Source organism: Agarivorans sp. 2_MG-2023 (assembly GCF_030548085.1).
In the GTDB taxonomy this organism is placed as follows: Bacteria; Pseudomonadota; Gammaproteobacteria; order Enterobacterales; family Celerinatantimonadaceae; genus Agarivorans.
Genome location: NZ_JAUORQ010000006.1, coordinates 36043 through 60768, shown reverse-complemented (window position 1 = coordinate 60768; position 24726 = coordinate 36043). Strand labels below are relative to the sequence as shown.

The following is a 24726-nucleotide window of genomic DNA, read 5'->3' as shown; positions in this document are numbered from 1 at the left end:
ATGAAGCGACGTGATTTGCTTAATCGCCCAGAAGAAGAGGCGGAGATAAATCTAACGCCGATGTTAGATATCGTTTTTATCATGCTGATTTTCTTTATTGTTACCAGCAGCTTCGTTAGCCCCAGCAGTATTGACGTAACAACACCGGTGGCACAAAGTGCCGAGCAAACGAGTAATAACGCGGTTCTACTTAGCCTTTCCGCCGATGGCAGTGTGCAGTTAAACGGTCAAGCTAGCGATGTACGCTTAATTAAAGCCAAGCTAATACAACTTAAGCAACAACAACCACAACTAGCGGTGTTGGTTCAAGCCGACCAGCAGTCAAGTACTGGCCAGCTGGTGGCCGTTCTCGATCAACTCCGCTTAGCTAAAGTGCCTTATAGCCTAGCCGCTCAAGCGAGCCAGCCTTAATGTGGCGAATTCTGCTCGCGCTTCCTACTGGCACAGTATTAGCTGCTAGCTTGTTTATTCTACTGGCGGAAGTATCAGGGTTTAACCAAGCCTCTCCTCCCTCAGCCCCCAATATTAGTAATTTACAACTGTTTAGCCTGCGACAGACTAGTGAACCACAACATAGACAGCGTTTATTGCCAGAACCACCGCCTTTATTAGCGCCCCAAGACTTGCAAACCCCGCTTGATGCTGGAGCAAGCCAAAGCGACAACAATATTATTGATACAAGCTCAACACCTTCAATATCTAAGCTTTTACAGCCGTCGCTAACTCCACTCAGTTTAAGCTTACCGCATATAATTACTGATACCTCTAGCAGCGGAACTAGCGTTAGTTCAGCAGGTTTAGGCCAAGGTCCTCAGCTAGAACTGTCTATTCAAGCCAGTTATCGACATCGACCTGAATATCCAATGTCGGCTCAACGGCGCGGGATAGAAGGAGAGGTTGAGCTAGAGTTCACCGTTGATCAACACGGCAACGTTGTCGCTAACAGCATTAAAGTGATTCATGCAGAGCCTCAAGGCTTTTTTGAACAGGCCGCAATACGCACCATTGCCCAATGGCGCTTTCCAGTGAAAGCACAAAGCAATAACCCAGGCTTTGTTAGTCGGCAAATAATCGAGTTTAAGCTTAAGCAATGATTAATACCTTATGGGCACTATTAGCTTTATTGATAGCATTTAACCTTGCAGCCCAAGGTTTAAGTGAAAGTGAGGCCAGGCAGCTTAAAGCAGGGCAAGCTTTAATCCAACAGGGAGAGTTACCACAAGCAACATCTCACCTGCAGCAACTTAGTCAGCAATACCAGCAACAGCAACGCCAGTATGCCTTGGCGGTTTCTTTGCAATACCAAGCGCAAGCAGCCATAGAGCAACAGCAATATTCGGCCTCGCTTAACTATTTACTTGAATCCTATCAACTCAAGCAACTGCCAGAATCTCAGCAACAACAGGGCTTGTACAGCATTGCGCAACTGCAATTACAGCTACAGCAATGGGCAAAGGCCATTGATTCAATAAGTTCTTGGCAAAACCAGCAAGCCGCTAGCGATGTTACTGCAGAGTCGTACTATTGGCTGGCGAGCGCCCAAGCTAATTTAAGCCTTTGGCCAGCGGCAAGCCACAGTATTGAGCAAGCACTACAACGGCAATCAAGCCCGCTCTTAAGTTGGTGGGAACTTAGCGTAGCATTGCATAGCCAGCAACAACATTGGCGAAAGGCCATTGAAGGCCAGCTGAAAGTATTGCAGCTAGATCAACAAAATATAGATGCCTGGACCCAACTAGCGTCTTTGTACCTGCATAATCAGCAAGCTAATTCTGCTCTTGCTTATTTACAGCAAGCCTACAATAAAGGACTGTTTGCTCAGCCTTCGCAGTTTACTATGTTAATTCAATTACTCGCTCAGCAAGGCGAACCCTACCAAGCAGCGCGCTTGTTAAACACTGCCCTGCAACAAAAACAGCTAGCAAATACCCTTCAACAGCAGTCCCGTTTGTGCACACTTTGGTTGCAAGCAAAGGAATACTCCTTAACCGCCCCCTGTTTAACCCAGCTTATTCAGCAGCAAGCGTCTGGCACAAACTACCAACTACTGGCTTTTAGCCAAGCCCAGCTTGGGCAATTGGCGGCGAGTATCAGCAGTTATCAACACGCTAACCAATACCCTGATGCTAACCAAGCACAAAACTATTTGGCCCAAGGTTTGTTGTATATTGAGTTAAATCAGCTAGAGGCTGCCAAGCAAGTACTAAAAAAGGCGGCTACCTTTTCAGATACCGCCTCTTCGAGCCAACATGCTTTACGCTACATTGAGCAGCGCCAACTACATTAAGCTACTGACTCAGCAATGTGTTCTTCAGTAGCGTTTAGCTTTACTGGAGCACCCAGCGCTGGGCGTAATGCTTTAAGCACTTGGTGACGCGTAACCACACCCACTAACTTACCATTTTCTACCACTGGGAATACTTTCGGGCGGTAAACACTGCTGTTACGTAAGCGCTCTTCAAGCGGTTGGTGAGTAGAGCTTAACAAAACGCCAGAATCAGACACTGGGTATACTTGGGCTACATCAACACTCATGTACTCAGCTAGTTTCAATAAGTTGTGATTAGGTGCCACGGTCATAATATCCTTTTGCATAATGCTTGCTACAGTTGTTGTGCTTGGTTTGCGGTAATCTTCTAGCCATAGTTTGCGTAAGATTTCTAACTCAGAAATAAAACCTTGTAGTTCGTTACTCTCGTTTACAACCACTGCACCAGGCGCTTCTTGCGCTAATAAAGCATCGCAGGCACTTGCAATGGTCATGTCAGGGCTAAGAGCATTATCGGCAGGCGACATAATGTCAGCGACAGTCATAGTTTTAAGATTTTGCATAGTAGGTTCTCCAACAGGACCAGAAGTTTGATTTGGTAAAATAGTAAATGTTGCGGCAGTTGGTGTTGGTTTATTTGGGTTGCTACGGCTATAAACCGACCAGTAACCAAGACCAACAATAATTGCGCCGCCAATGATGTTGCCGATAGTGACCGGCAGTAAATTTTTCCAGGCAAAGGTTGCCCAGTTTAAGTGTTCATAAGCGCTAGCTTGCGTACCGATTTGCGCCCAAAATTCAGGTTCTGCCCAACTCTTAATGGCAATACCTAAAGGCACCATAAACATGTTAGCCACTACGTGCTCGAAACCGGTGCTGACAAACATAGCGACAGGTAGAATCACCAATGCGGCTTTAGCTGCGCTGGTAGTAGCGCTAAAGGTCATCCAAACTGCTAAACACACCAACAAGTTACACAACATGCCTAGTAATAAGGCTTGCATGAAGCCATGTTCCAACTTGTGATTAGCGATAGATAAAGCGTTTAAGCCCCACTGGCCATGGTCTAGCTGATACAATTTGGCTCCGCTTATCACTAGCACTAACAATAACGCGCCAACAAAGTTACCGAGGTACACTTTGCCCCAGTTAGCCACCATAGCGCGGGTATCTAGCTTGCCACTGGCTCGAGGGATAATAGACAACACACTACTTGTGAATAGCTCTCCGCCACATACCACTAACATTACTAAGCCCATGCTGAACGCCAAGCCGCCTAACAAGCGGCTAATACCCCAGCCAACACCCGATGAACCGGTAGTTACCGTGATATAGAATACGAAGGCTAAGCCAATGAATACGCCGGCACTTAAGGCCAAGCTCAGCGTTTTAGCACTGCTATTGGTGGCTTTCTTATATGCATACTGCTCAGCATACTGAGTCATTTGGTCGGGACTTAAAGCCGCTAATGGTGAGCTAGCGGCGCCACCGCCAGTGACCATTTTAGGAGCGGGTAAGCGCTCAACTTGAAGATGATTCATTTACACTAAAACCTGTAATAACAAGCAACTAAAGTCGCTAGTGGCTAAACGTGTTATTACCTTAGCGAGAATAACTTTCGCTGGTAAGCGGATAATTTTTATGACCACTATCAATACTTTTGATAACGCCTATGCTTACTATGGTCAGCAGGCAAACTAAGCCCTTAACTTTTCTCTTTGGAGCGACTAATGCGTTATTCTTTAAAACAGCTCACCGTTTTTGAAGCAGTGGCCACCCATGGAAGTGTAAGTGCAGCTGCAGATCACCTAGCCCTGACCCAGTCGGCAGCAAGCATGTCTTTAGCTCAGCTAGAAAAGCTATTAGGCAAACCCTTATTCGATCGCCGCGGAAAGCGCATGGTGCTTAGTCAGTGGGGTTTATGGCTACGGCCAAAAGCGAAACAATTATTGTTAGATGCCTTGCAGATTGAAGAAGGGTTTGCCGATCAGCATTTAGTGAGCGGTGAATTGCAGTTATGTGCCAGCCAAACAGCTGCAGAGCACTTGATTCCAGACCTTATCAGCATAGTTGATAGTAACTTCCCCCAGCTTAGAATTAGCTTCTCCGTAGAAAATACCGCTGAGGTAATTAATGGTTTATTAAACTATGACTATCAGTTAGGTGTTATTGAAGGCCGCTGTGACGACGATAGAATCGCCCACCAAGTATGGTGTAACGATCACTTGGTGATTGTGGCAGCTGCTCACCACCCTTACGCCAAACTTGAACGAGTAAGTGTTTCTCAGCTAGAACAAGCCAGTTGGGTATTACGAGAGCCTGGCGCAGGCACACGCCGAGTATTTGATAGCGCTATTCAAGGCACCATTGAGTCTTTGAAAGTACACCGCGAATATGAACACGTTCCGGTATTGCGATCCTTAGTGGCAAACAACAACTACCTTAGCTGCTTACCTTATTTAGATGTGATTAAAGCCCTAGAGTTAGGAGAGTTGGTGCGCTTAAACGTACCAGAGCTGAATATTGAAAGGGCACTATCGTTTGTATGGCGTAACGATACCTCGGAGAACCCACTGCGTGACTTGGTGATAACGGAAGCAAAACGAATGTTTAAAGTACAACAACTACATATGTAAGCGCAGACCTTACATAAAAGACTTGCTTTATATTACCGAACACCTTAAGTTAAATGATAATAATTATCATTTAACTTAAGGCTTATTATGCGTTTATCAATGATGCTTATTGCAGCGGCAAACTTGGCCTTTGTTAGCCAAGTACAAGCTGCAAATACCAGCAACGCACTAAGTGAAGTCGAACATATCGCAGTGGCCTTATCGATTTTTGCCACCGCGGCATTTTGCTTATGGTCTCTTCGAAAGATTAAACGAGCCTTAAACACGCCCTTGCCAAACACCTTTAGCAATAAATCGTCTGCAGCTAAAATCACTAAGCCCTCTCTTAGAGCCGTTTAACGCTAAATACTAGTGCCTACGTCTTGATAGACTTTTTGATATTGGTTTTGCGTACGCTGTAATGAAAATTCTTCAAGCACCCGTTCTCGCCCTGCTTTACCGTAGTCGATTAAGGTCTCGGCATGCGCTAAGGCTTGTTGAATAATTTGAGCCAAGCTGTCGCTATCATCAAAATCAAATAACCAACCGTTTAACTGCTCTTTCACTAGTACACCATTGCCACCCACTTTACTGGCTACTACTGCGCGTTTGTAGGCCATCGCTTCCATAATCGCTAACGACATGCCTTCTGTTTCTGAGGTAACAGCCAGTAGCTCAAAGCGGTTATAGATCTTGCTTCTATCACTTTCTAAGCCATGAAATACCACGGTAGACTGCGTTAGATGCTGTTGACTAAAGGTTTGTAGCTTAGGCATTTGGTCGCCAGTGCCAAAAAAGTGCACTTCCACCTTCTGCTGAATATCTTCAGGTAATAGAGCAACTGCCTGCAACAGGCTAATTTGATGTTTTAAACTCACCATTCGCCCTACGGATCCAATGCGCAAACGGCCATCTTGTGGATGCGGAATGATGTCTTGCTCTCGCGGCATTGCAATTCCGTTATCAATCACCGAAGAGTCAACATGCTCCCAGCCATTCACATCGTGAAAAATTTGCTGCCCTTCTTCAGACACAAAGCAAATACTGTCGATATAACGGCGGGCAAATTGATGCACTCTACGCCAGCGTTTAGTCGAGAGCTTAGCGGCACCATGTCGGGTATACACAATTTTGCGCTCTAGACACAAAGGCAAAATTGGCAGCGATACCATTAATACAGCAGGAGAGTGAATATGAATAATCGGCTGGTTGCGGTAGGCCTTCCATAAGCGCCATTGCACAAGGCCCTTCATTCCCCTAACTACGGTGACTTTGATACCTAAACCTTCCGCCACTGCAATCAAAGGGTCATCGTGATGGCCTAAAGAAATAATGTCTGGCTCTAAACCTTGTTCACGCTGTTCGATACATAAATCGATAACAAATCGCTCTGCGCCACCCACCTGTAAACTGCTCACCACATGAGATATCTTTTTACTTAACGATTTATTCACAATACTATTACTTACTTGACTATCCTTAGTGCCTGTATGATAAGTCAGTTACGAGTGAAGGAACACTCACTAACTCAAAGAAATTGTTAATTTTTTGTCGAAGGATTGAATAAATGAATGAATCGCTGCGAGTGTTGGAGGTTGTACAAAGCCTCGAACGGGGTGGTCGTACAGTAAGATTCATGACAACCGTTGAAGGCTTGCAAGAGAACGGGGTTTTTGTGCTGCCTGTTAGCTTTAAAGCTGCAAAGCTGGAATCTTGCCAACCAGAGGGCTTAGTGGTGCTTCACACCAAAGCATTCGATGGCCCCTGTATTATGTACAATTTGATAAAACTCATTCGCAAACACCGCATTAATCTGATTCACTGCCATTGCGACCGTAGTATGATTTGGGCTGGCTTTGCCGCTAAAATATGTGGCGTGCCTACGGTTCTTACCTTTCATCGCTCTATATTGCGTTATTACCAACGCAACAAAGTAAACCGTTTACTGATGCGTTTAACCAGCCGCTTTATTGCCGTGTCGGAGCAGCGCCGCCAGTTGCTCATCAGTAATTTAGGCTTAAGTGAGCAGCGTTGCTTAGCTAACCATGGGGGTATTGATACCCAGATTGAACATGTTGGCTTTGCTCGTGCTCGCCAGCAACTCGATCTGCCTAGCGACCAAATAGTGCTATTTAGTGCTGGCCACCTCGGGCGAATTAAAGGCCACCAAGATACCCTCAAAGCCTTTAAACAAATCAGTGATAAATACAACTGCCAGCTTTATATTGCTGGTAGCGGTTCAGCCAAAGACACTCAGGTAATTCAGCGCTATAGAGATGAAATGGGTCTGCAAGAGCAGGTGCATTTTCTAGGACAAATTAGTAACTCTTCTTTGTGGATGGAAGCTGCTGATATATTTGTACAGCCGTCTCTTGAAGAAGCCTTTGGTCTAGTGTTCATCGAGGCGGGTTTGCATCATACTCCGGTAGTAGCAACCAACGTTGGCGGAATACCTGACATTATTGTGAATGGGGAGACCGGCTATTTAGTGCCAGCCGCTAACCCTGAGGCTCTAGAACAGGCTTTAGTTAAGCTCATTGAGTCAAGCCAGTTACGTGACCAGTTTGGTGCTGCGGCTAAACAACGCATTGAGTCGAAGTTTAATAAGCAACATATGATCGACAAATACCTAAATACTTTTCATCAACTCATCATGGAAGAATAAGCGAGAGCGATATGGATAATTCCGCTATTACCGTTGTCATTACCCCGCGAGATAGATATTCGGGCATCATCAGTTGCATTCGTAACTTGTACCTTTGTACTGAGCACCCTTTTGTACTGAAAGTGATTGATCTGGACTATCCAACCTCGCTAAGAAAACAAATAGTGAAAGAATTGGAACAGCGCGACAACACTGAGTTATTAAGTTATGGATTAATCTCGCCAATTCAAGCCATGCAAAAAGTACGTCCGCTGATCGATACGCCTTACGTGATGTTTCTTGATAACGACTCTAACGTGACCCCTAATTGGCTGCCACCGCTGTTAGAGATCGCCAATTCAGACTCAAGTATTGCGGTTATCAATCCGGTTACCCTGGAAAAAGAAGGGGTAGATAAGGGTGCTGAGTTGCGCAACCACTTATTCACTAACGCAGTGCATACCATTGACTATCAAGGTGAAGACTACTTAATTGAACATAAGTCCTTCCGCCGTTCGCTGCCAGAGGAACTACCACAAGGTATTCAAGACAGCGAGATGTTTGAGTTGCATGGCGTATTATTCAGGACTAAGGCGCTATTAGATATTGAACTGCCTGATATGGTAATCCGAGAGCATATCGATATTGGTATTCAGCTGAGACAAAAAGGCTACAAAATAGTCACTCAACCAGACTCCGTGGTTATTTTTGACAACTTAGGTACTCGCATGGCGTGGTACGACATGAAGTTTTTCTTTTTCCGTTGGCACCCTAAATATACAGAAGCCTCTTCACGCTTATTTGAACAACGTTGGGGTTACCGCTTTTACTCAGAGCAAGCTATGTACTTGTGGGTTTTTCGTCGCAAAGTATTTTTGTTTTCGCGCTGGGTATACATTCCGGTCAATGGCGCCAATATGGCGGTACGCATTGCCACTAAGTTGCGTTCATTTATTAAACCGGTGTGGGACCCCATTAAAGGTGTAGAGGAAAAAGCCTCTCCAGCTCCGCTCAGTATGTTTTCGAAAGCCAAATAAAAAAGCCCGGTTGAACCGGGCTTTTTTATTTTAGCTGTTATCTAGTCTAACGAGACACTACCGTTTATATCTGAATGTTTGCTGCTATATAGCTTATGTGGAAACTGTTTCTCTAAATGTACTTGGTCTGATTGGGCAATAGAGCGAGAGAAGCGTAAGTGCATCTTGCCGTCAGAATTAAGACCTTTCACTAAACCAACCACCTTGCGGCCGCGCATCATTTGACGACAATCATGAATAAATGAACTTGGAACATGCCCTTTAATGACAGTGACTTTGCCCGAGCGTAATTCACATACAAAGGTATATTGAATATGTCTTAGACGAAAAACCAATACTGCTAATGCAACCAAGCCGATGATTATGCTGATAGTCAAAAAAACACTCCCTGTGTTCAGTTAGTAGGCACCATTACTCAATACCTCAACAGATATTGAAATGAATAAACTCAACAAGGGTAAACTTTGTAGTATCAAATAACTAGGGCTAAGCTCAAATTCAAGATACCAATCAACCATTTATACTCAATCTGATAACTTGATCAACATAATTATGAAACATCTAGCCCTGAAAACAGTTTCAGAGAAAACTAAACAAAAGCTAATATAATCATATTTACGGGCTGCAGAAAGCGTTAAGAGGGAGATAACGGTAAAGCATAAAAAGCTGCCCAGATGGGCAGCCTCAGACATAGCTTATTTTTTGATGCCTTCAATCACCAAGTCCATCGCAACCGTGGTTGAACTTGGACCTAAGTTTGTAGGAATGCCAAAGTCCTTCATTACCAACTCTGTAGAACCTACAAATCCAGCGCGGTAGCCACCCCATGGGTCTTTACCTTCACCAACTTTAGTGACGTCAATCACTATCTCTTTAGTCACACCACGAAGGGTAAGTTGGCCGTATAGCTTGCCGCCATCGTCGCCACTGGCTTGGTACTTAGTGCTACTAAAGCTAGCTTCAGGGAATTTATCTACCGCTAAAAAGTCGCTACCACGAATGTGCTTATCACGCTCCGCATGGTTTGAGTTAACTGAAGTAGCATCAATCTTCACATTAACCGTCGTCGCTTCTGGCGCTGCTTGGTCATAGCTAAAATCACCGCTAAAGGTATCAAAACGTCCCACAACAAAACTGTAGCCTAAGTGATTCACTTTAAAACTGATTGAAGCATGTGCGCCACGAGTATCAATGGTGTAATCGGCAGCGCTGGCCGGTAAGGCCAATCCCATTGTGCTAGCAAGTAGCAAAGCGGCTTTTAACTGTGTTTTCATTTTTTGTCCCTTTTAGTCGATTTACTTAGTGGGTTTTAACATCCGAACTAAGGTGCTGTCTTTGTCTATAAAATGGTGTTTAAGTGCTGCTAACGCATGGCCAGCAACTAAGGCGATTAATGTCCACGCTAGAATTTCATGAACATCTCCAGCCAGTTCTTCTTGTTGATTGATTCCAGTCACGGTTGCAGGGATCTCAAACCATTCAAATACCGAAATGGCGCGCCCATCGGCAGTTGAGATCAAGTAGCCCGAAATCATTAAACAAAACAGTATTAAATAAAGTAGGAAATGGCCTACTTTAGCGCCGGTTTTTTCCCACTGCTGATGATTCTCAGGGCTTGCTGGGTACGGATTAAGCCCACGCCACAGCAAACGAAACAACATCACCATAAATAACAATATACCCACGCTTTTATGGATCATTGGCGCAGTTTGATACCAGCTAGAATAGTAATTAAGGTCAACCATAAACAAGCCTAGGCCAAAAAGCCCAAATACACTCAACGCTACCAGCCAATGTAAGCCAATAGCTACCCAACCATAGCCTTGTTTAGTATTGCGAATACTCACCAGCTCTCCTTGTACATCGTTCAACAAACTCTTCTTTTTATAGCATCGCTTAAAAAAGCGTCGAAAAAAATTGAATTTTATGTGAAAAAGCTTTCGAACAATTAGAAAGAAAATCGCTTTAAAATTTACTTTTACAGCAAAAAACCAACAATAAGTGAAGATAAGCTCTATTTATTTTCAGTTTTATCGATTTCTAAAGCTAGCAGCCAGTGGGATTTCTGTCTTCTAATCAAGCGTTAACTGACAAGCGCTTAAGAGAGATTGTGGGTCACTTTAGCGGTAACACTGCAGTAACAAAATATTCATTTTACCTACTATACTTTTTACTGCACATTTTGCGTGTCTCGCAACCGCGAGAAAATCAAGAAGTTGGGCTGATCAGTCCCGATGAAATAAGGCTTGGAGCAAGCTTATGAAACGATCACGCTATGACGATATGGACGAATGGGAAGAAGAAGACCTGAGCCATAACGCAAAAAGTCACAAAAACCAACGCGACAAGGCTCGTGCCCGTCGTCGCATTGATGAATACAACGAACGAAAGCAGTTAGAACGATACATTGATGAAGACTATAACTAGTCTCAACTAATACCAAAGGGAGTATTTACTCCCTTTCTTTTTACTGCGCATTGGAGAAATGCCTATGCAAACCATCATTCCCTACCTTAATTTTGCCGGCAAAGCCGAGCAAGCCTTGGATTTTTACCAACAGTGTTTCGATGGTGAAGTGATAGCCTTAATGCGCTTTAGCGATACACAAACCGATATGCCTATTCCCAGCGAGTTGCTTAACAACATAATGCATTGTCATTTTAAAGCCGGAGAGCTGGAATTTATGGGTTCTGACGGCATGCCCGGTGAGCAACTTAAAAGTGCCGGTAATATAGAGCTAAACCTAAATTTTAGCGATTTAGCCCACCAGCAAGCGATGTTTAACAAGCTCTCGGAACATGGCGAAGTCATCATGGGGCTGCAAGATACTTTTTGGCAAGCGCGATTTGGCCGAGTGTGCGACCAATTTGCTATCAACTGGATGCTTAACTGCCCATTAGCCTAAGTACTTTACATGCCGCGTTTACGGTAAAACTGCGCAGGGTCTCCAGGGCTATCTTGAAACAGTTCAAAAGACTTATCCGCAATCATCTCACCAGCTAACTCCAAAGTCATTCGCCAGGTACCTAACTTATTACTAATCGGTGGCCAAATGGTATCACCCAAGTAAAAGTCCCAATCATTGCTGCGCACATATTCTTCCCCATCAAAGGGAGCCATGATTTGGCCATCGGAATCAGGAATATCAGGGTGGTAAATGCAGTAACGCACCTTTTGGCCTTTGGCTTTTTTAATGTTCACAATAAGGCCAAATTCTACATCTATTTGCGCTTCAACCTGAGTCGTAAACTCAGTAATCTGCGGCAGCGCTTTGGTATCGCTGTCCCACTTATTATAAATTCCAAAGCTGTGTAGCTTTACTTGGTGCTTTGCTTTCGCCATATAACAATAACTCGGTTTATCCCTTAACAAGCCCACTATTTTAACGCAAGCGCAGCGTGTTCTGCTATTACAATCCTTTCCCCACCATGGCAGAAGGTGTAGGCTAAACACTTAAGATTTGAACTATTGATAAGCCATTATCAACTCGTGCCTTCAAGGAAGAACCTATGAAAAAGCTATTTGCTGCCAGCTTAGTCGTTGCCAGTTGTTCACTACAAGCTGCCCCTATCAATGATTTGCTAGAGCTCAATAACAGCGAACAGCAAATGCAGATTATTCGCACCAATCTCAATAAAGCATTGATTCGTCAAAACCCACCGCTGAGTAAATTTGAACCGGTACTTAATCAATGGGCCGAGACTTACCTCACTTGGGATGAAATGAAACCAAAAATTGCAGAGGTATACTTAAAGCACTTTACTGATGAAGAGTTGGAGCAATTGGTGGCTTTTTACAAAACCCCTGTAGGGCAAAAGAGCCAAGCGCTTAATGCAACCTTGATTCGTGAAACCGCCTTAGCCAGCGCAATGGTCGCTAAAGGTCATCACAAAAAACTAGAAGAGATGTTGCAACAAGCCGCCGCTGAAGTGAAACAGCAGCAAGAAGCTGCGAACTAATTAGCAAGCAACCAACAACGCTTGTTGGTTGCTTTATTCTTTTTTACGCCGCCACTTTTGTGCTTTGTAAGCGGTTTTGTAAGAAGTGCAGTAGCATGCCGTATAAAGGTACAAACAAAGCGATATTCACCGCGAGTTTAAAACCGTAATCTACCCAAGCAATTTCTAACCAATGTTCCGCCATAAAGGCATCGCTGCTGGCATAAAAGGCCACCGCAAAGAACAAAATGGTATCCACCAAGTTACCAAATACACTCGAGCCAGCAGGGGCTGCCCACCAGTATTTTAATTGGCGTAAGCGATCAAACACCTTCACATCAAGTAACTGCCCCACCGAATATGCCAAGAAGCTTGCCAAAGCGATACGTGCCACAAACCCATTCCAAGCTAATAAGCCCGCTAAACCCTGATATTCGCCCTGATAAAACAATACCGAGACCAAGTAGCTCACCAACAAGGCGGGAAACATAGCAGTGAAGATGATTTTACGTGCTCGGCTGGCACCAAACAAACGCACCGTAAGATCTGTTGCGAGGAAAATAAACGGGAAAGTAAACGCTCCCCACGTGGTATGAAAACCAAATATGGTGAAGGGTAATTGCACTAAGTAATTGCTGGCGGCAATGGCCACAATGTGAAACAAAGCCAAAATAAGAACACTGCGGCGCTCGGCCTCAGTTAATTGTAAAAACCACATATTGTTACGACCTATCTTTTTGATGATTGGGGTAAGAGAACCCAAGGGCGCAGGAGTATTCCACAAGCGCTAGCAATCTGCAATAGTTAAACAACTAGTCAAGAAAACAGCACAACATTGTTTTTTTGGTGATAACTAACAGTTTTTGAGCAAACACTCTTATCAAGACTTCGCTCCATGCCCTTTCTTGGTTAAACTGCGCTATTGCCCTGCCTAGCGGCGGCGCCTACTCACTTATTAAACAGTAGGCTTATCTAGCTTATTAAAAGGATGCATTTTGTCTGGCTTATTGCGGATCATCTTGATCGATACTCACCTTAACGGTGTAGTAGAACTAAAACTCGACCAACACAGTAACATTTGTGGAACCAATGCCTCGGGTAAAACCACCCTGCAGCGTCTTATTCCCGTGTTCTATGGTGAATACCCTAGCCGAGTTGTACCTAGCACCCGTGATAGTTTTGAACGATGGTACTTGCCACGAGAAGCCAGCTACATCATTTACGAGTATGAGCAATATAACGGCCAGCAAGCCCAAGTGGTATTGTCGTCGGGTCGTGAAGACCAAGGGGTAAAATACCGCTTTATTGGCAAACCTTTTGTGCTCGAAGACTTTGTTGAGAAACAAGACGAGCAAGGCACCTGGTTTTTAGCCCCCGCGAAGCTTGGCCAGCATCTTAAAAAGCTTGAATTTAATGGTGCTCAACTCGCCACTACTCGCTTTTTAAATACTCGTGAATATCGCGCCATTATTCAAAATGACCGCAGCCTACAAAATGCTGGCGATAGTGACTTAAAAGCCTACGCCCGCCAGTTTGCTATGTGTGACCCTAAACACGGCTTACGTCATATCGAAAAATTAGCCAAGGCGGTGCACTCTAAAGAAGGCAAGATGGAAACCATCAAATCGATGATTGCCGCCATCTTAGAGGAAGAAGGCGTGACACTAAAACCCACTTGGGTTGACGCCAACAAAGCCCAAGCCTGGATCCAAGAAACCCGTCTGATTCAGCAATTCGAAATTATTCGCCCTAAATTTGTAAAGCTTGAGCAAATTCACCAGCAGTTACTAGCTAGCGAAGCCCAACTCCTACAACTAGATACCAGCCTACAAAATGACGAAAGCGAGCTATTTGCCCAAAATGAGCAAGCGCAACGTCAGCTCAATCAGCTGAAACATGAACTCAGTGAATTAGAGCAACAATGGCAAAACCAGCGAGAGCAGCTAAACCAAGCCGTCTCTAGCGCCAATGCCGATGTAAATAGCTTTGATAAACAACTTAATCACATCGAAGATGATTACCAAGCTTGGCAAGACAAACAGATTGAAGAAGCGCTTAAAGCCGTTGAGCAACTGCCACAGTGGCGTGAACAGGTTCGCGAAGTAAGCGAGCGCCACCAGCTACTCACCGAGCAGCACAGCGATATTGAAGCTCACTTTAATCAGCGTAAAAGCGAGATTAACGAGCAGTTAAACACCGCGTTAAACAAACTGCACAAAAACAAAGATCAGTTACAGCAGCAGTTAAACCAAGAGAAACAACAACAGCAAGCAGAATTGAGTCGCGAGCAACAACAGCAGCAAGCGCAGTTAAGCCAGCTAGAAACCAAATTTCAGCAACAACAGCATCAGCACCAATTAGAGCTGGCTCAGCTAGAAGCTGGCACCTTGCAAATGGGTTATACCGAAGATGAAAGCCGCCAGCTTAACATCATGGATAATCGCCTTGATGAAGCCAGCCAGCAACAGCAACTATTATCTGGCCAATTACGCCAACACTCAGAGCAGCTGCAAGCTCTTAAGCAGCAACGCCAGCAAGCCGACCAGCAACTTGCTAGCGCTAGCCAAAATAGTCGCCAACTAGAGGGAAAACTTAGCGCCTTAAAAGGTAGCTTACAGCCGGCCGATGGCAGCTTATTGGCTCATTTACGCAGCGAACACCCTCAGTGGGAACAAAGCATTGGTAAGCTGATCAATCCAGAGCTGCTAAACCGCCGTGATTTAAAACCTCACAGCGATGACAACAGCAATAGCGTATTTGGCTTAGCGGTCGATTTAAAAGCCATTGAAGCGCCAGAATGCGCCGCCACCGAAGAACAAATAAAACAGCAGCTAGAGCAAGTGCAGCACGCTTTTCAAGAGGCACAAAAGCAACTGAAGCAAGCTGAAGCCGAGCTCAGTGAAGCCAACAAAGCGGTGCAACAGCAAGATTTAAGCGTAGCCGAAGCCACTGCCACTCATCACAACAGCGAAGATAAACTAAAACGCTTACAAGAAGAAAAGCAGCTACTCAAAGAGAGCTTTTCAAGCGCCCTTAAACAGCGCCAAAGTGAAGCGCGCGAGCAGCAGACCAAACTTAAAAGCTACCTGCAAAACGCGCAGTCTCAGCATCAAGAGTATCTCGAAGAGATCCGCGAACAACATCAAGAAGCCAAGTTAGAGAAAATGGCTTGGTGGGAAGAAAAAGTAGACGCCCTGGCCGAGCAACTAAGCCAAGCACAAGATGCCGTAAGCCAGCGCCAAGCTCAGGCTAAACAAGCCTTAAAGCAATCTGAACAGTGGTATCGTGGCGAACTACAAGCGCAAGGTTTAGACGACCAATTAATCGTTGATTTAGCCAAACAAAAACGCCAACTTAATCAGCAAATTCAAGATGCTGAGCAGTATCGTGATGAAGTGAGCGAGTACAAGATTTGGCACCAGCAAGTCTGGCTAAATCAAAAACCTCAGCTTAATGATGCACTGGCAAAAGCTCGCCAAGAACAAAGCACCGCTAAACAAGCCCTTAATGAGCAACTCGCTACCTACAAGCAACAGCGAGATACTCAGCAAGCTAGCCTAAGCCAGCTCAAACAACAGCTTGAGCAAGTACAGCAGCAACATGCACACACTCAGAACCTATTACGCAAAATAAAGCAGTTGGCCTTAGTTGCTCATCCGCAGCATAAAGCTGAGGGCGACGGCAACGGTGGGTCTGCCGCAGAACGAACTCGCCAAGCTGAGCAGCAAATTCAGCAACGTAACCAACAACTAGAACAAGTAAATGAGTCGGTACGTCACTTCGATAGCCTATTAGCTCAGCAAGCGGGCTCTGATCTTAGTGAAACCTGGGAACGCTCGCGCGCCGCTTGCCGTAGGCACAGCGAAGACGGTGAACCAACTCTTGCTTATCGTGAGCTGGTGCCGCATTTATCAGAACTGCTGAACGGTTTAGTGCCACAAAAAGTACAAGGGCTGATCGACCATGGTCGCAACCTAGGCATGAGCATTAGCAGTTTCTACCAGAACTTGAGCGACATCGACCAACGCATTCTTAGCCAAAGCCGCCGAATTACACGCGAAATTGGTGAAGATTTAAGCCTTGATGGGGTGTCTGATTCTGCAGTAATTATTCGCTCTAAAATTAGCGAGCTAGAGTTTTGGGACGAGCTAAAAGCTTTTGTAGATAACTTCCAGCGCTGGCAGCAACAAGGCTTTAACCAATTACCAAACGAAGACTACGCCAACAGCATGCGTGTTGCCTTAGACATTATTGGCCGTAGCGCGCTTAAAGAGGGCGTTTCTCGCTTATTGCTGATTGAACTTACCTTGCGTGAAGGCAACAGCGATTTGGTGATTAGAACCGACCGCCAACTCAACGAATCCAGTAGTCATGGTATGGCCTACCTTATTTTGTGTAAGTTTTTATTGGCCTTTACTCGCTTATTACGTGGCAACGCTGATACTTATATTCACTGGCCGATAGATGAACTAGGCACCTTGCACCAAAGCAATGTGAAGAAGATTTTTGATGCCTGTGACCATAACCAAATTCGTATTTTAGGCGCCTTCCCTAATCCAGAATCTGAAGTATTGGATTTATTTACCCACCGCTACATTATTAACCGCGAGAAGCGTCAGCTTCAGGTGGTGCAGCCACGGGTAAACTTACTCAAAGAAAAAATTAAAGCTGCGCAAGCCGCTAAAGCCACCCAACAAACTGCTAGCGAGGCCGAACTATGAGCAAACTAAGCGCCACTGGCATGAGCGAAACTGGCCGAGTATTAGAAGCCTTGTTAAGCGGGCAGTTTATTTGCCAAATTAGCGATGAAGATGGTTATGCCTTTTTGGCACAAGAAGCCAACCGCGAACGTATCGATAGCCACTTGCATGTACTTAACCGCCGTTTAGCTAGCGCTTGCGAAGGCGAATTGTATTTTTGCGCCTATCGCGAGTTAGGCGATAGCGAACACAAAGTGATTAGCCAACAATTTAGTGATATTGCCGGTAGCTTATTACCGCTCACCGAGTGGCTAATTCTGAGCCAAGAAGCACAGGGCCAAGACGCCCCCATTAGCGCAGGTGTCGCTTTACGTTTAAGTGAGCTGCAAACCGTAGTGGAAGATACGCCAGCACTGCGAGAGCAGTTAGCTAAAATTTCCCAATATAGGTTGTTTGGCTCTACTAGCACGCAAGTTGACGGCCAATTAAAACAGATTTTTAAACGGCTATGTGAGCAAGGCTATTTGGTGCGTCCTAACCAAGAAAAGCAAATTTATATTGCAACAGCAAAAGTGGATTACATTTTTGAAGTGATCAGCTTTATTGATGAAGCCGAAGGTTTAGGCTTAGAACAGCAAGCCATGGATGCGATAGGTCAGCAGGAGCCACTACTGTGAACCAACACCTGCAACAAGCCGGGTTAAAACTGTTTAAGTTACTGGCTCGCCATGGCGAGAGCTTGATGCATGCTTATGTGAACGGCAAGTTGGATGAAGCCAAACTTGATAGCAAACAAGTTGAGTCACTGCTTAAAGCCGGAGTTATTTGGCGTCCTTCTGCCGACGAAGGTTTGATTTTAAGCTCTAACCTGCGCTCATTGCTCGAAGAAGCACTAAGCGATACTCGTAATCGCCAAATTGACGCCAACGTTGGTTCACGCCTAGAAACAATTAAAACCCTCGCCGCGCATTATAAAGAAGCCCTACACATTGGTGACTTAGCCGCTGCGGACGTTTATCTCAGTGATTTAAACGAACATAGCTATAGCCTTACCGAAAGCTTGCGACACAGCTCTAGGGTACTTTGGAGCCGTATTAACAATGAGTTTGGTTATGTACCAAGCTTAAGCGCAAAAATTCGCGAGAACGAACTGGCTCAACAACAAGTAGGTGAATTGCTCGACAGTTTATCGCTGCTAAACTTTGATACCTTGAGCCAAATTGCTGGTGATATTCGCGAACTGCGCCGAGTATTAGCAATTAACTTAAGCCAAGCAGTATTTGACTGCACTCAAGAACTGGCGGTGGTACAGACGCGACTGCTGACCTTATTAGGACGTTTTCGTGAGCTACGCGGTAAATCTCGTTTGCTAAAAGGCTTACAGCTGTTTCATGCTCAGCATCCAGATTTTAGCCCACAAGATCCCACCAGTCAGGTAGACGTTGCGAGCTTATTCAACAAAGCACCTGCCTTACTTAACAGCGCCAGCGTTGATATTCAAAACCCTGAACACGAGCAAGACTTACTGCATGCTGTAAGCCAAATTCACTTACAGCGACAACCCCATAAACTTGATGGTGAGCCAGAGCATGCTGTCTCTCTCGCCAGTGTTGATGAATTCTCTTTGCAAGAGCAAAGGATTAAGCAAGACGTTGAGGATTACTTACTCGGCGTTATAGAAAGCGCTGCAGGGCAAACTGCATTAGAGTATTATCAGCAGCAGCAATTATCTTGGGATGCCGAAGCGTGGCTCTATCAAGTGTGGGGCAGTTATCACGCTTTGCCAGAAGAACAACGCGATTACTTTGCGCTAGACCCAATCGAAGATCCACATCCCATTTTTAGTGGTAATAGAATTGTTCGCGACCTGCAAGTTTGGCTGAGATAATCAGCTAAACTATTGTCTACTGTGACTAATTTGCTTAGTCACAGCCTTGCCGACTAGATCGACTGTGCCTATATTTGAATACAGTTACTGACAGATAGCCGACAGATTTATTTGACTGATTAGTCGATTATCTTAGAATATGCCCACAGTTGAGCCTAGATGTATTAGGAATTAAAGATGAAAGTAGTTGATTTTATTAAGAAAAAACGTGAAATGCTGGCTCAAAACCCATTTGAACTTAAAGATTGGTTGTCTCCAGCCATTCGTGATTATTGGATAGAGTTTCTTAATAAAGCCCATCACCATCAATTAGTTAACTGGGTAAAAGAGCACCAGCTAAGCTCCAATGGCGAGCAACAAGCTAGCTTTAAAGAAACGATTGAGTTACACCCAAAAGCTGAAGCGCTGCTAGAAGAGTTATCGATGCAGTTAGGCGAAGAGATTCATATTGGTGAGTGGTTAAGTGTCACTCAAGACCGAATCAATCAGTTTGCCGATGTGACGAAAGATCATCAGTGGTTACATACCGATCCTCAACGCGCGGCTGAAGAATCCCCCTTTAAATCAACCATTGCCCACGGTTTTCTCACTCTGTCTTTATTGCCAGCCTTAACCGAGAGCGTAGATCCAGACAAGCCGCTTTACCCTTCGGCTAAAATGATGGTGAATTACGGGATTAACCAAGTGCGTTTCCCTTACCCAGTAAAGGTGAACAACCGCATTCGTGCCCGCACCCGTTTAACCCGTGTATCGCCAATTAAACGTGGTTTAGAGTTGGTAAAAGAGATTACCGTTGAAATCGAAGGTTGTCGTCGCCCAGCTTGTGTTGTGGAATCGGTGGTTCGTCTCTATTTTTAATCGTTTTATCTCGCTATGATGGTTCACGTTAGGTATTAAGCACAAAGGAGCTTAACGTGAACTCAGCGCATTCTCATACTCTCTCGGTTCAGCAACATACTCATCAGCAGCGTCCTTCCTACCAATACCTTGTAAGTCAGCCTAGTCAGTTAGACTCTAATACTGCTTATCCTTTAGTGTTGTTTTTACATGGTCGCGGTGAAATAGGCCAAGACATGCAGCACTTGTTAGAATTTGGGCCAAATGCCTATCTACAGCAGCATCACCTAGACGCCATTTGCATCACCCCGCATGTGCCCGAGGGTCGAGAAGGCTGGGCGATTGCCGAGCTCATTAGCTTGCTCGACGAGATTGAGCAACAATTTAACATCGACAAAAACCGTATCTATTTAAGTGGTTTAAGCATGGGTGGATTTGGCGCAATGAATCTAGCCCTAGCCCAACCAAGGCGCTTTGCCGCGCTAAGTGTGTTGGCCGCAGGAGATCCAAACCGTTTGGCACCTTGGTCGCTAAAAACGCCACCGCGACCAGTATGCGAAGAGCTCTACCAACGCCTTAACCACTTACCTATTTGGTTAGCGCATGGGCTAAAAGATGAAGTGATTCCGGCTGAGTTTTCATTGGAATTAGCCGAAAAGCTCGCCCACATGCCACGCCAAGCCATGCTGCAAACCACTTGGTATCCGCAGCACCCACATAACATTTGGCAAGACCTCTATAACAGCCCTAGCTTTTGGACTTGGATGTTTGAGCAGCACAATAGCGATTACCACTTACCCACCAACCAACAACTAGACCTTAGCGCACTCGCTGGAGGCTATGGCAATCAGCAAGACTACGTCACCATCGCAAACAGCGAAACACAAGGCCTCCGTTTGTTATGCAAAGATTTACAAGACAACGAACTTAGCTTTAACCTCTATCCAGTGGCTAGTGACCTGGCGTTTTGTGAAATTGGCTGTTTGCGTTTTATCCAGCAACAGCAAGGCCCTACCCAACTGGCCTTAACTCGCCTCACCTTGCTCGACAAATTTACATTAGACAAAACCAACTAAATAACTCGCTTGCTGTAACTTTCGCGCTGAATATCCACCACTTCAGCGCTTAAGCTTTTCACCATGTTTAGCTGAGGTGACAAATGATCCACTATTGCCTCCGTTAACGCCCGCTTTGTGCAGTACTTCGCCCCGAAAAGATATGCAGGCGAACATGTACAAAGCTATGTTCATCTAAACCGCTGAGTAAATCTGGGTAAGCAATCGCGCGCAGTTTTATTGATGCTTCTTCAAACTCGGCACTGTCTTTTAATACCTCGAACAAGCTCAAAAGTACCTGATCAATATTGAATGTGGCGGGAAGATCTTTGGAATACTCAACGATACAATGTGGCATATTTTAGGCTAAGTCCTTGTCTGTATTTTAGGGTTTACAAAAGGTGGAATTAATTAGTCATACAATTTAACAAAAAACCCAAGAAAAGATTGATCTAGATCACATCGATAGATTAAGCTCGCTCAGATAATGCACACCCGTTTAAGCCGAGCGCTTTTTCACCTTTTTATTGGAATCACATACTATGAGCAATACTACTACCGCTAACCCAGCACCACTTGGATTAATGGGTTTCGGTATGACCACCGTTTTACTGAACATTCACAATGCTGGCTTTTTCCCGATTGATGCAATGATTTTGGCCATGGGCATTTTCTATGGTGGTTTGTCACAAGTAATTGTTGGCATTATGTGTTTCAAACGTGGTGATACTTTTGGTACTACCGCATTTACCTCTTACGGTTTATTTTGGCTAACCCTAGTTGGCTTGTTAATCATGCCTAAGATGGGCCTAGCAGAGCCAAGCCCACATGCGTTTATGGGTTGGTATTTAGCACTATGGGGCTTATTCACTGCGTTTATGTTTGTTGGTTCATTACGTTACCCAACCGCTAAACAAGTTGTATTTGGTAGCTTAACCATTTTGTTTGCATTGCTTGCACTGCGTGATTTTACTGGCAGTGAGCTGATTGGCACTATTGCTGGCTTCGAAGGTATCTTCTGTGGTTTGTCGGCTATCTACTTTGCGATGGCTCAAGTGCTTAACGCAGAATACGGCCGTACTATTTTGCCTGTTGGTCGCCCAGTGCAGTTTCGCCAAGACAACAGCTCGCCACTAAAAGTGGCTGCTTAACAGCAAACTGTTCAATTAAACCTGCTACCACGGCAGGTTTAACTGGCTCCGACTTGTCTTCAAGCAATGATTGCACGTCGTCAATATAAGCGTCTATCTTAGCCAAGATATGACGCTTTTGTTTTTTATTAGCCAGCGCAAGTACCTCGCTCATACTACCCGCCCACAATACTTGATTTTGCTTGAGTCTTTCCGTTAATCCTGGTGGCCACAGCTGCTCAGAGTTAACCATTAATACATAGAACTGCTGTTCAAAATTATCACTTGTACGCTGTTGCCCCAAAGAAAAGGCTAAGTACTGCTGCCATTTGCTTTGCACCGTATGCCAGTCTGGTCGCGTATCAATCAACTGCTTAGCCACTTGCTGAATAACTTGTTCTTGCTGGGGGCTTACACTACCTAACCAACGATCAACGCTTTTAGATAAGTGCTCAACGCGGTAGTCGTAATGACTTTGTTGACGATCGGCATCATCTCGCTGCTCAGCCAGTTTACTCATAAAATCGTTAAGTTGCTGCTGAGAAGCCGTTTGCGCCAGTTGAGCAACATCAAGATATACGTAAGAGGCCAAAACGCGATAGTGTTCACGCCACGCATCAACTTGCTCAAGCAACTGCGGCTGACTAATGCCGTTGCTTATTTGCGCCCTAAACAGCTTCAATTGGGCTAAGTAAATCGGTAGTTGTTCTCCACGATGCCAGTCTAACCACTGACTAAGCATGGGTTTGAATACTGCACGTTGCTCGCTATTCATATCCACATAGTCGTCGATATACCAATAGGCTAACCAACTCAGGTTGTTGTACACAAAACGCATACCGCAACCCGCTAGCACAAAGCTCAGTAACAGCACGCTAGACCAACGGAAAAACTTGTTTTGCATAAACACTCCCTTTTATTAGCAGACCCAGTAAATCATAAATAGTTCTCACTCTAAGGCTATTTAATTATTAAGGCTTGAGAGATTAATTCAAGCAGAGTAGATTAGCTCTACCTGTAGTAGTGGCGTAAACTTAGCGGCGCAATGGAAGCATAAATGACTGGTTTAATTCAAAAATTGTTACTGGTATTAGCAGTAATTACTGGCGCATTTGGCCTTGGATTAGGTATTAGTTACTGGCAACAACAGCAATTAGCAAGTGTTGAGTTTAGTCACTGTGAACAATTGCAAAACGCTAGCTGTGAATGGCAAGTCGCCGATCAACAATGGCAACTACAACTGCCAACGAATAGCTTGCCAGCAATGTTAGTGCAACAAATACAGCTCAGTACTAGTCAGTCAAACCCGCCACCATTAATGCTTAGTTTGCAAGGCGTTGAGATGTACATGGGTGAAGTCAGTATCAGTTTAGAGCCCAATGACAATGGACTGTACCAAGCCGACTTACTGCTGCCCATTTGTAATACTGGAAAAATGCGCTGGCGCGCTGAAATTGTGTCACTTGATCCTAAACGTCCTGTGGCCCTAAGTTTTGAGGTGGATAGTCAATGAAATACCTAGCATGGATAGCAGTGATAATAGTCAGCGGTTTAGCTGGAGTAATGAGCTTTCAATGGTTCTCAGCCCCGCCTGATCCCGCTACACAAACCGCTTCAGCCAGAGTGATTGCAACTGTACCAACCAGTCTATTTAAGATTGAAAGCAGTGATGGCCGTTTTAGCCAGCTTAGTGCCGACAAAAAGCTCTATATCGCTTATTTTGGTTTTACCCATTGCCCTGACGTGTGCCCTACTTCACTGGCAATATTGAGTGCAGCCTTACAAGAAGTGTCCGAAGAGCAACGCCAGCAACTACAAAGCTTGTTTGTTAGTGTTGACCCTAAACGGGATGACCCTGCTACGGTAAGCACTTACGCTGGTTACTTTCACCCAGACATTGTTGGTTTAAGCCCACAAGAAGGGCAACTTTTAGGGTTAACCCAAGCCTTAGGGGTTTATTACAAATACGTAGAAACCCCTGATTCACAACTTGAATACAGCGTAGACCACAGCTCTTTCTTTTATTTTCTCAATGCGGATGGAGAACTGTTAGCCAAAGTTCCTCATACCTTAGACCCTGCTCCTGTTGTCACCAAAATTCAGCAGCTACTCCCTCAATAACAAGGACTATTTATGCGACCGTTTTTGCTAATTATCAGCCTCTTATTCAGTACTTATGGTGTTGCTGCTGAAAGCTCAATAGCAGTTAAAGAAGTTTATGCTCGCGCCACCCCACCCAATGCTCCCACAAGTGCTATTTTTCTAAGCATGCATAATCAGGGAGACCAAGACATTAGCTTGGTGGCTGCAGCGACGCCTGCCGCAGGGCGGGTTGAATTGCATACAATGTTGATGGACGGCGATGTGATGAAAATGCGCCAAGTAACGGAAATAAAAGTAGCAGCCAACACAATGGTGGAGCTTAAGCCCGGCGGCTTACACCTAATGTTGTTTGATTTGCAGATACCGTTTAAAGAAGACGAAGAGTTGCAGCTAACTCTCGAATTTTCTGATGGCAGCCAACAACAACTGCTGGTACCAGTAAAGAAAGTAATGCACAAGATGAAGCATCACCACTAATACTAAAAGGGTTAGCCTAGCAGCTAACCCTTT

Annotated in this window: 28 protein-coding genes; 19 read left to right on the top strand and 9 right to left on the bottom strand. The window is 44.8% G+C overall.

The window, feature by feature from the left end; genetic code table 11:
* Genes Q4549_RS10450 through Q4549_RS10440 form a run of 3 tightly spaced genes read left to right on the top strand, consistent with a single transcriptional unit; the run spans position 1 to position 2287 of the window.
* Positions 1-411: a biopolymer transporter ExbD gene (locus tag Q4549_RS10450; RefSeq protein ID WP_303551851.1), complete on the top strand. Its 411-nt coding sequence runs from the start codon at positions 1-3 to the stop codon at positions 409-411.
* Entirely contained in the window at positions 411-1094 is a 684-nt protein-coding gene (locus Q4549_RS10445; protein WP_303551854.1) for an energy transducer TonB, read from the top strand. The genes Q4549_RS10450 and Q4549_RS10445 overlap by 1 nt, the downstream gene beginning before the upstream one ends.
* Positions 1091-2287: a hypothetical protein gene (locus Q4549_RS10440; protein ID WP_303551856.1), complete on the top strand. Its 1197-nt coding sequence runs from the start codon at positions 1091-1093 to the stop codon at positions 2285-2287. Before Q4549_RS10445 ends, Q4549_RS10440 begins: the two co-directional genes overlap by 4 nt.
* Here the strand turns inward: Q4549_RS10440 and focA are convergent.
* Positions 2284-3810 carry a formate transporter FocA gene (gene focA, locus Q4549_RS10435; RefSeq protein ID WP_303551859.1) on the bottom strand — a complete coding sequence of 509 codons (1527 nt, stop codon included), beginning with the start codon at positions 3808-3810 and terminating at the stop codon, positions 2284-2286. The genes Q4549_RS10440 and focA overlap by 4 nt on opposite strands.
* Positions 3811-3999: 189 nt before the next feature.
* Here focA and Q4549_RS10430 point away from each other — a divergent pair, with 189 nt between their 5' ends.
* Entirely contained in the window at positions 4000-4905 is a 906-nt protein-coding gene (locus tag Q4549_RS10430; protein WP_303512061.1) for a LysR substrate-binding domain-containing protein, read from the top strand.
* Positions 4906-4992: 87 nt separating this feature from the next.
* On the top strand, positions 4993-5244 hold the full coding sequence (locus tag Q4549_RS10425; protein ID WP_303551862.1) for a hypothetical protein: 252 nt from the start codon (positions 4993-4995) through the stop codon (positions 5242-5244).
* Between the two features lie 2 nt (positions 5245-5246).
* On the opposite strand, the gene Q4549_RS10420 is transcribed toward Q4549_RS10425, so the two are convergent.
* Positions 5247-6338 carry a glycosyltransferase family 4 protein gene (locus tag Q4549_RS10420; protein WP_303551864.1) on the bottom strand — a complete coding sequence of 364 codons (1092 nt, stop codon included), beginning with the start codon at positions 6336-6338 and terminating at the stop codon, positions 5247-5249.
* A gap of 113 nt (positions 6339-6451) precedes the next feature.
* Here Q4549_RS10420 and Q4549_RS10415 point away from each other — a divergent pair, with 113 nt between their 5' ends.
* Positions 6452-7549 carry a glycosyltransferase family 4 protein gene (locus tag Q4549_RS10415; protein WP_303551867.1) on the top strand — a complete coding sequence of 366 codons (1098 nt, stop codon included), beginning with the start codon at positions 6452-6454 and terminating at the stop codon, positions 7547-7549.
* Between the two features lie 11 nt (positions 7550-7560).
* Positions 7561-8565, top strand: coding sequence for a glycosyltransferase family 2 protein (locus Q4549_RS10410; protein WP_303551870.1), 1005 nt, complete (start codon positions 7561-7563; stop codon positions 8563-8565).
* A 41-nt stretch (positions 8566-8606) separates the two neighbouring features.
* Here Q4549_RS10410 and Q4549_RS10405 read toward each other — a convergent pair whose 3' ends face one another.
* From Q4549_RS10405 to Q4549_RS10395, 3 genes are all read right to left on the bottom strand, one after another.
* Complete coding sequence (locus tag Q4549_RS10405) at positions 8607-8942, bottom strand: DUF3634 family protein (RefSeq protein ID WP_303512051.1); 336 nt, start codon at positions 8940-8942, stop codon at positions 8607-8609.
* Between the two features lie 318 nt (positions 8943-9260).
* Positions 9261-9839, bottom strand: coding sequence for a YceI family protein (locus Q4549_RS10400; protein WP_303551873.1), 579 nt, complete (start codon positions 9837-9839; stop codon positions 9261-9263).
* A 21-nt stretch (positions 9840-9860) separates the two neighbouring features.
* Positions 9861-10412, bottom strand: coding sequence for a cytochrome b (locus tag Q4549_RS10395; RefSeq protein WP_303551977.1), 552 nt, complete (start codon positions 10410-10412; stop codon positions 9861-9863).
* A gap of 412 nt (positions 10413-10824) precedes the next feature.
* Between Q4549_RS10395 and Q4549_RS10390 the strand changes: the two genes are divergently transcribed.
* Entirely contained in the window at positions 10825-10992 is a 168-nt protein-coding gene (locus tag Q4549_RS10390; protein WP_174235959.1) for a PA3496 family putative envelope integrity protein, read from the top strand.
* A 64-nt stretch (positions 10993-11056) separates the two neighbouring features.
* The gene (locus Q4549_RS10385; RefSeq protein ID WP_303551875.1) at positions 11057-11470 is read left to right on the top strand and encodes a VOC family protein; all 414 of its coding nucleotides are present in this window, start codon (positions 11057-11059) and stop codon (positions 11468-11470) included.
* Between the two features lie 5 nt (positions 11471-11475).
* Here Q4549_RS10385 and Q4549_RS10380 read toward each other — a convergent pair whose 3' ends face one another.
* Positions 11476-11907, bottom strand: coding sequence for a DUF3859 domain-containing protein (locus Q4549_RS10380; RefSeq protein ID WP_303551877.1), 432 nt, complete (start codon positions 11905-11907; stop codon positions 11476-11478).
* A gap of 167 nt (positions 11908-12074) precedes the next feature.
* Between Q4549_RS10380 and Q4549_RS10375 the strand changes: the two genes are divergently transcribed.
* Positions 12075-12524: a DUF2059 domain-containing protein gene (locus Q4549_RS10375; protein ID WP_303512046.1), complete on the top strand. Its 450-nt coding sequence runs from the start codon at positions 12075-12077 to the stop codon at positions 12522-12524.
* Between the two features lie 43 nt (positions 12525-12567).
* Here the strand turns inward: Q4549_RS10375 and Q4549_RS10370 are convergent, their stop codons facing one another.
* On the bottom strand, positions 12568-13221 hold the full coding sequence (locus tag Q4549_RS10370) for a 7-cyano-7-deazaguanine/7-aminomethyl-7-deazaguanine transporter (protein WP_303551880.1): 654 nt from the start codon (positions 13219-13221) through the stop codon (positions 12568-12570).
* Between the two features lie 277 nt (positions 13222-13498).
* On the opposite strand from Q4549_RS10370, the gene Q4549_RS10365 reads away from it, so the two are divergent.
* The 5 genes from Q4549_RS10365 (at position 13499) to Q4549_RS10345 (ending at position 21004) form a co-directional block, all read left to right on the top strand.
* Complete coding sequence (locus Q4549_RS10365; RefSeq protein ID WP_303551883.1) at positions 13499-17224, top strand: ATP-binding protein; 3726 nt, start codon at positions 13499-13501, stop codon at positions 17222-17224.
* Positions 17221-17880: a hypothetical protein gene (locus tag Q4549_RS10360; RefSeq protein WP_303512043.1), complete on the top strand. Its 660-nt coding sequence runs from the start codon at positions 17221-17223 to the stop codon at positions 17878-17880. The genes Q4549_RS10365 and Q4549_RS10360 overlap by 4 nt, the downstream gene beginning before the upstream one ends.
* Positions 17877-19091 (top strand): phosphoenolpyruvate carboxylase, encoded by a 1215-nt coding sequence (locus Q4549_RS10355; protein WP_303551886.1) that lies wholly within the window; start codon positions 17877-17879, stop codon positions 19089-19091. The genes Q4549_RS10360 and Q4549_RS10355 overlap by 4 nt, the downstream gene beginning before the upstream one ends.
* Positions 19092-19268: 177 nt before the next feature.
* The gene (locus tag Q4549_RS10350) at positions 19269-19949 is read left to right on the top strand and encodes a MaoC family dehydratase (protein WP_137674013.1); all 681 of its coding nucleotides are present in this window, start codon (positions 19269-19271) and stop codon (positions 19947-19949) included.
* A 56-nt stretch (positions 19950-20005) separates the two neighbouring features.
* Entirely contained in the window at positions 20006-21004 is a 999-nt protein-coding gene (locus Q4549_RS10345) for an alpha/beta hydrolase-fold protein (RefSeq protein ID WP_303551889.1), read from the top strand.
* A 103-nt stretch (positions 21005-21107) separates the two neighbouring features.
* On the opposite strand, the gene Q4549_RS10340 is transcribed toward Q4549_RS10345, so the two are convergent.
* Positions 21108-21341, bottom strand: a complete 234-nt coding sequence (locus Q4549_RS10340; protein ID WP_303551891.1) for a 5-carboxymethyl-2-hydroxymuconate Delta-isomerase — start codon at positions 21339-21341, stop codon at positions 21108-21110.
* 184 nt (positions 21342-21525) lie between these two features.
* Between Q4549_RS10340 and Q4549_RS10335 the strand changes: the two genes are divergently transcribed.
* Positions 21526-22134, top strand: a complete 609-nt coding sequence (locus Q4549_RS10335; protein ID WP_137674010.1) for a GPR1/FUN34/YaaH family transporter — start codon at positions 21526-21528, stop codon at positions 22132-22134.
* On the opposite strand, the gene Q4549_RS10330 is transcribed toward Q4549_RS10335, so the two are convergent.
* Positions 22064-23017: a DUF6279 family lipoprotein gene (locus Q4549_RS10330; RefSeq protein WP_303551893.1), complete on the bottom strand. Its 954-nt coding sequence runs from the start codon at positions 23015-23017 to the stop codon at positions 22064-22066. The two genes, Q4549_RS10335 and Q4549_RS10330, sit on opposite strands and share 71 nt — an antisense overlap.
* Before the next feature lie 153 nt (positions 23018-23170).
* On the opposite strand from Q4549_RS10330, the gene Q4549_RS10325 reads away from it, so the two are divergent.
* From Q4549_RS10325 to Q4549_RS10315, 3 genes are read left to right on the top strand one after another with little or no spacing between them, the layout of a single operon-like run.
* Complete coding sequence (locus tag Q4549_RS10325) at positions 23171-23626, top strand: hypothetical protein (protein WP_303551896.1); 456 nt, start codon at positions 23171-23173, stop codon at positions 23624-23626.
* On the top strand, positions 23623-24234 hold the full coding sequence (locus tag Q4549_RS10320) for an SCO family protein (RefSeq protein WP_303551900.1): 612 nt from the start codon (positions 23623-23625) through the stop codon (positions 24232-24234). Before Q4549_RS10325 ends, Q4549_RS10320 begins: the two co-directional genes overlap by 4 nt.
* A 12-nt stretch (positions 24235-24246) precedes the next feature.
* Entirely contained in the window at positions 24247-24693 is a 447-nt protein-coding gene (locus Q4549_RS10315; protein WP_303551903.1) for a copper chaperone PCu(A)C, read from the top strand.
* Positions 24694-24726: the final 33 nt, after the last annotated feature.

What these genes read in the sequence shown, in the direction of transcription:
- Q4549_RS10450 (WP_303551851.1), top strand. Translation starts at nt 1, where the DNA reads ATGAAGCGACGTGATTTGCTTAATCGCCCAGAAGAAGAGGCGGAGATA.
- Q4549_RS10445 (WP_303551854.1), top strand. Translation starts at nt 411, where the DNA reads ATGTGGCGAATTCTGCTCGCGCTTCCTACTGGCACAGTATTAGCTGCT.
- Q4549_RS10440 (WP_303551856.1), top strand. Translation starts at nt 1,091, where the DNA reads ATGATTAATACCTTATGGGCACTATTAGCTTTATTGATAGCATTTAAC.
- focA (WP_303551859.1), bottom strand. Translation starts at nt 3,810, where the DNA reads ATGAATCATCTTCAAGTTGAGCGCTTACCCGCTCCTAAAATGGTCACT.
- Q4549_RS10430 (WP_303512061.1), top strand. Translation starts at nt 4,000, where the DNA reads ATGCGTTATTCTTTAAAACAGCTCACCGTTTTTGAAGCAGTGGCCACC.
- Q4549_RS10425 (WP_303551862.1), top strand. Translation starts at nt 4,993, where the DNA reads ATGCGTTTATCAATGATGCTTATTGCAGCGGCAAACTTGGCCTTTGTT.
- Q4549_RS10415 (WP_303551867.1), top strand. Translation starts at nt 6,452, where the DNA reads ATGAATGAATCGCTGCGAGTGTTGGAGGTTGTACAAAGCCTCGAACGG.
- Q4549_RS10410 (WP_303551870.1), top strand. Translation starts at nt 7,561, where the DNA reads ATGGATAATTCCGCTATTACCGTTGTCATTACCCCGCGAGATAGATAT.
- Q4549_RS10400 (WP_303551873.1), bottom strand. Translation starts at nt 9,839, where the DNA reads ATGAAAACACAGTTAAAAGCCGCTTTGCTACTTGCTAGCACAATGGGA.
- Q4549_RS10390 (WP_174235959.1), top strand. Translation starts at nt 10,825, where the DNA reads ATGAAACGATCACGCTATGACGATATGGACGAATGGGAAGAAGAAGAC.
- Q4549_RS10385 (WP_303551875.1), top strand. Translation starts at nt 11,057, where the DNA reads ATGCAAACCATCATTCCCTACCTTAATTTTGCCGGCAAAGCCGAGCAA.
- Q4549_RS10380 (WP_303551877.1), bottom strand. Translation starts at nt 11,907, where the DNA reads ATGGCGAAAGCAAAGCACCAAGTAAAGCTACACAGCTTTGGAATTTAT.
- Q4549_RS10375 (WP_303512046.1), top strand. Translation starts at nt 12,075, where the DNA reads ATGAAAAAGCTATTTGCTGCCAGCTTAGTCGTTGCCAGTTGTTCACTA.
- Q4549_RS10370 (WP_303551880.1), bottom strand. Translation starts at nt 13,221, where the DNA reads ATGTGGTTTTTACAATTAACTGAGGCCGAGCGCCGCAGTGTTCTTATT.
- Q4549_RS10360 (WP_303512043.1), top strand. Translation starts at nt 17,221, where the DNA reads ATGAGCAAACTAAGCGCCACTGGCATGAGCGAAACTGGCCGAGTATTA.
- Q4549_RS10350 (WP_137674013.1), top strand. Translation starts at nt 19,269, where the DNA reads ATGAAAGTAGTTGATTTTATTAAGAAAAAACGTGAAATGCTGGCTCAA.
- Q4549_RS10340 (WP_303551891.1), bottom strand. Translation starts at nt 21,341, where the DNA reads ATGCCACATTGTATCGTTGAGTATTCCAAAGATCTTCCCGCCACATTC.
- Q4549_RS10335 (WP_137674010.1), top strand. Translation starts at nt 21,526, where the DNA reads ATGAGCAATACTACTACCGCTAACCCAGCACCACTTGGATTAATGGGT.
- Q4549_RS10330 (WP_303551893.1), bottom strand. Translation starts at nt 23,017, where the DNA reads ATGCAAAACAAGTTTTTCCGTTGGTCTAGCGTGCTGTTACTGAGCTTT.
- Q4549_RS10325 (WP_303551896.1), top strand. Translation starts at nt 23,171, where the DNA reads ATGACTGGTTTAATTCAAAAATTGTTACTGGTATTAGCAGTAATTACT.
- Q4549_RS10320 (WP_303551900.1), top strand. Translation starts at nt 23,623, where the DNA reads ATGAAATACCTAGCATGGATAGCAGTGATAATAGTCAGCGGTTTAGCT.
- Q4549_RS10315 (WP_303551903.1), top strand. Translation starts at nt 24,247, where the DNA reads ATGCGACCGTTTTTGCTAATTATCAGCCTCTTATTCAGTACTTATGGT.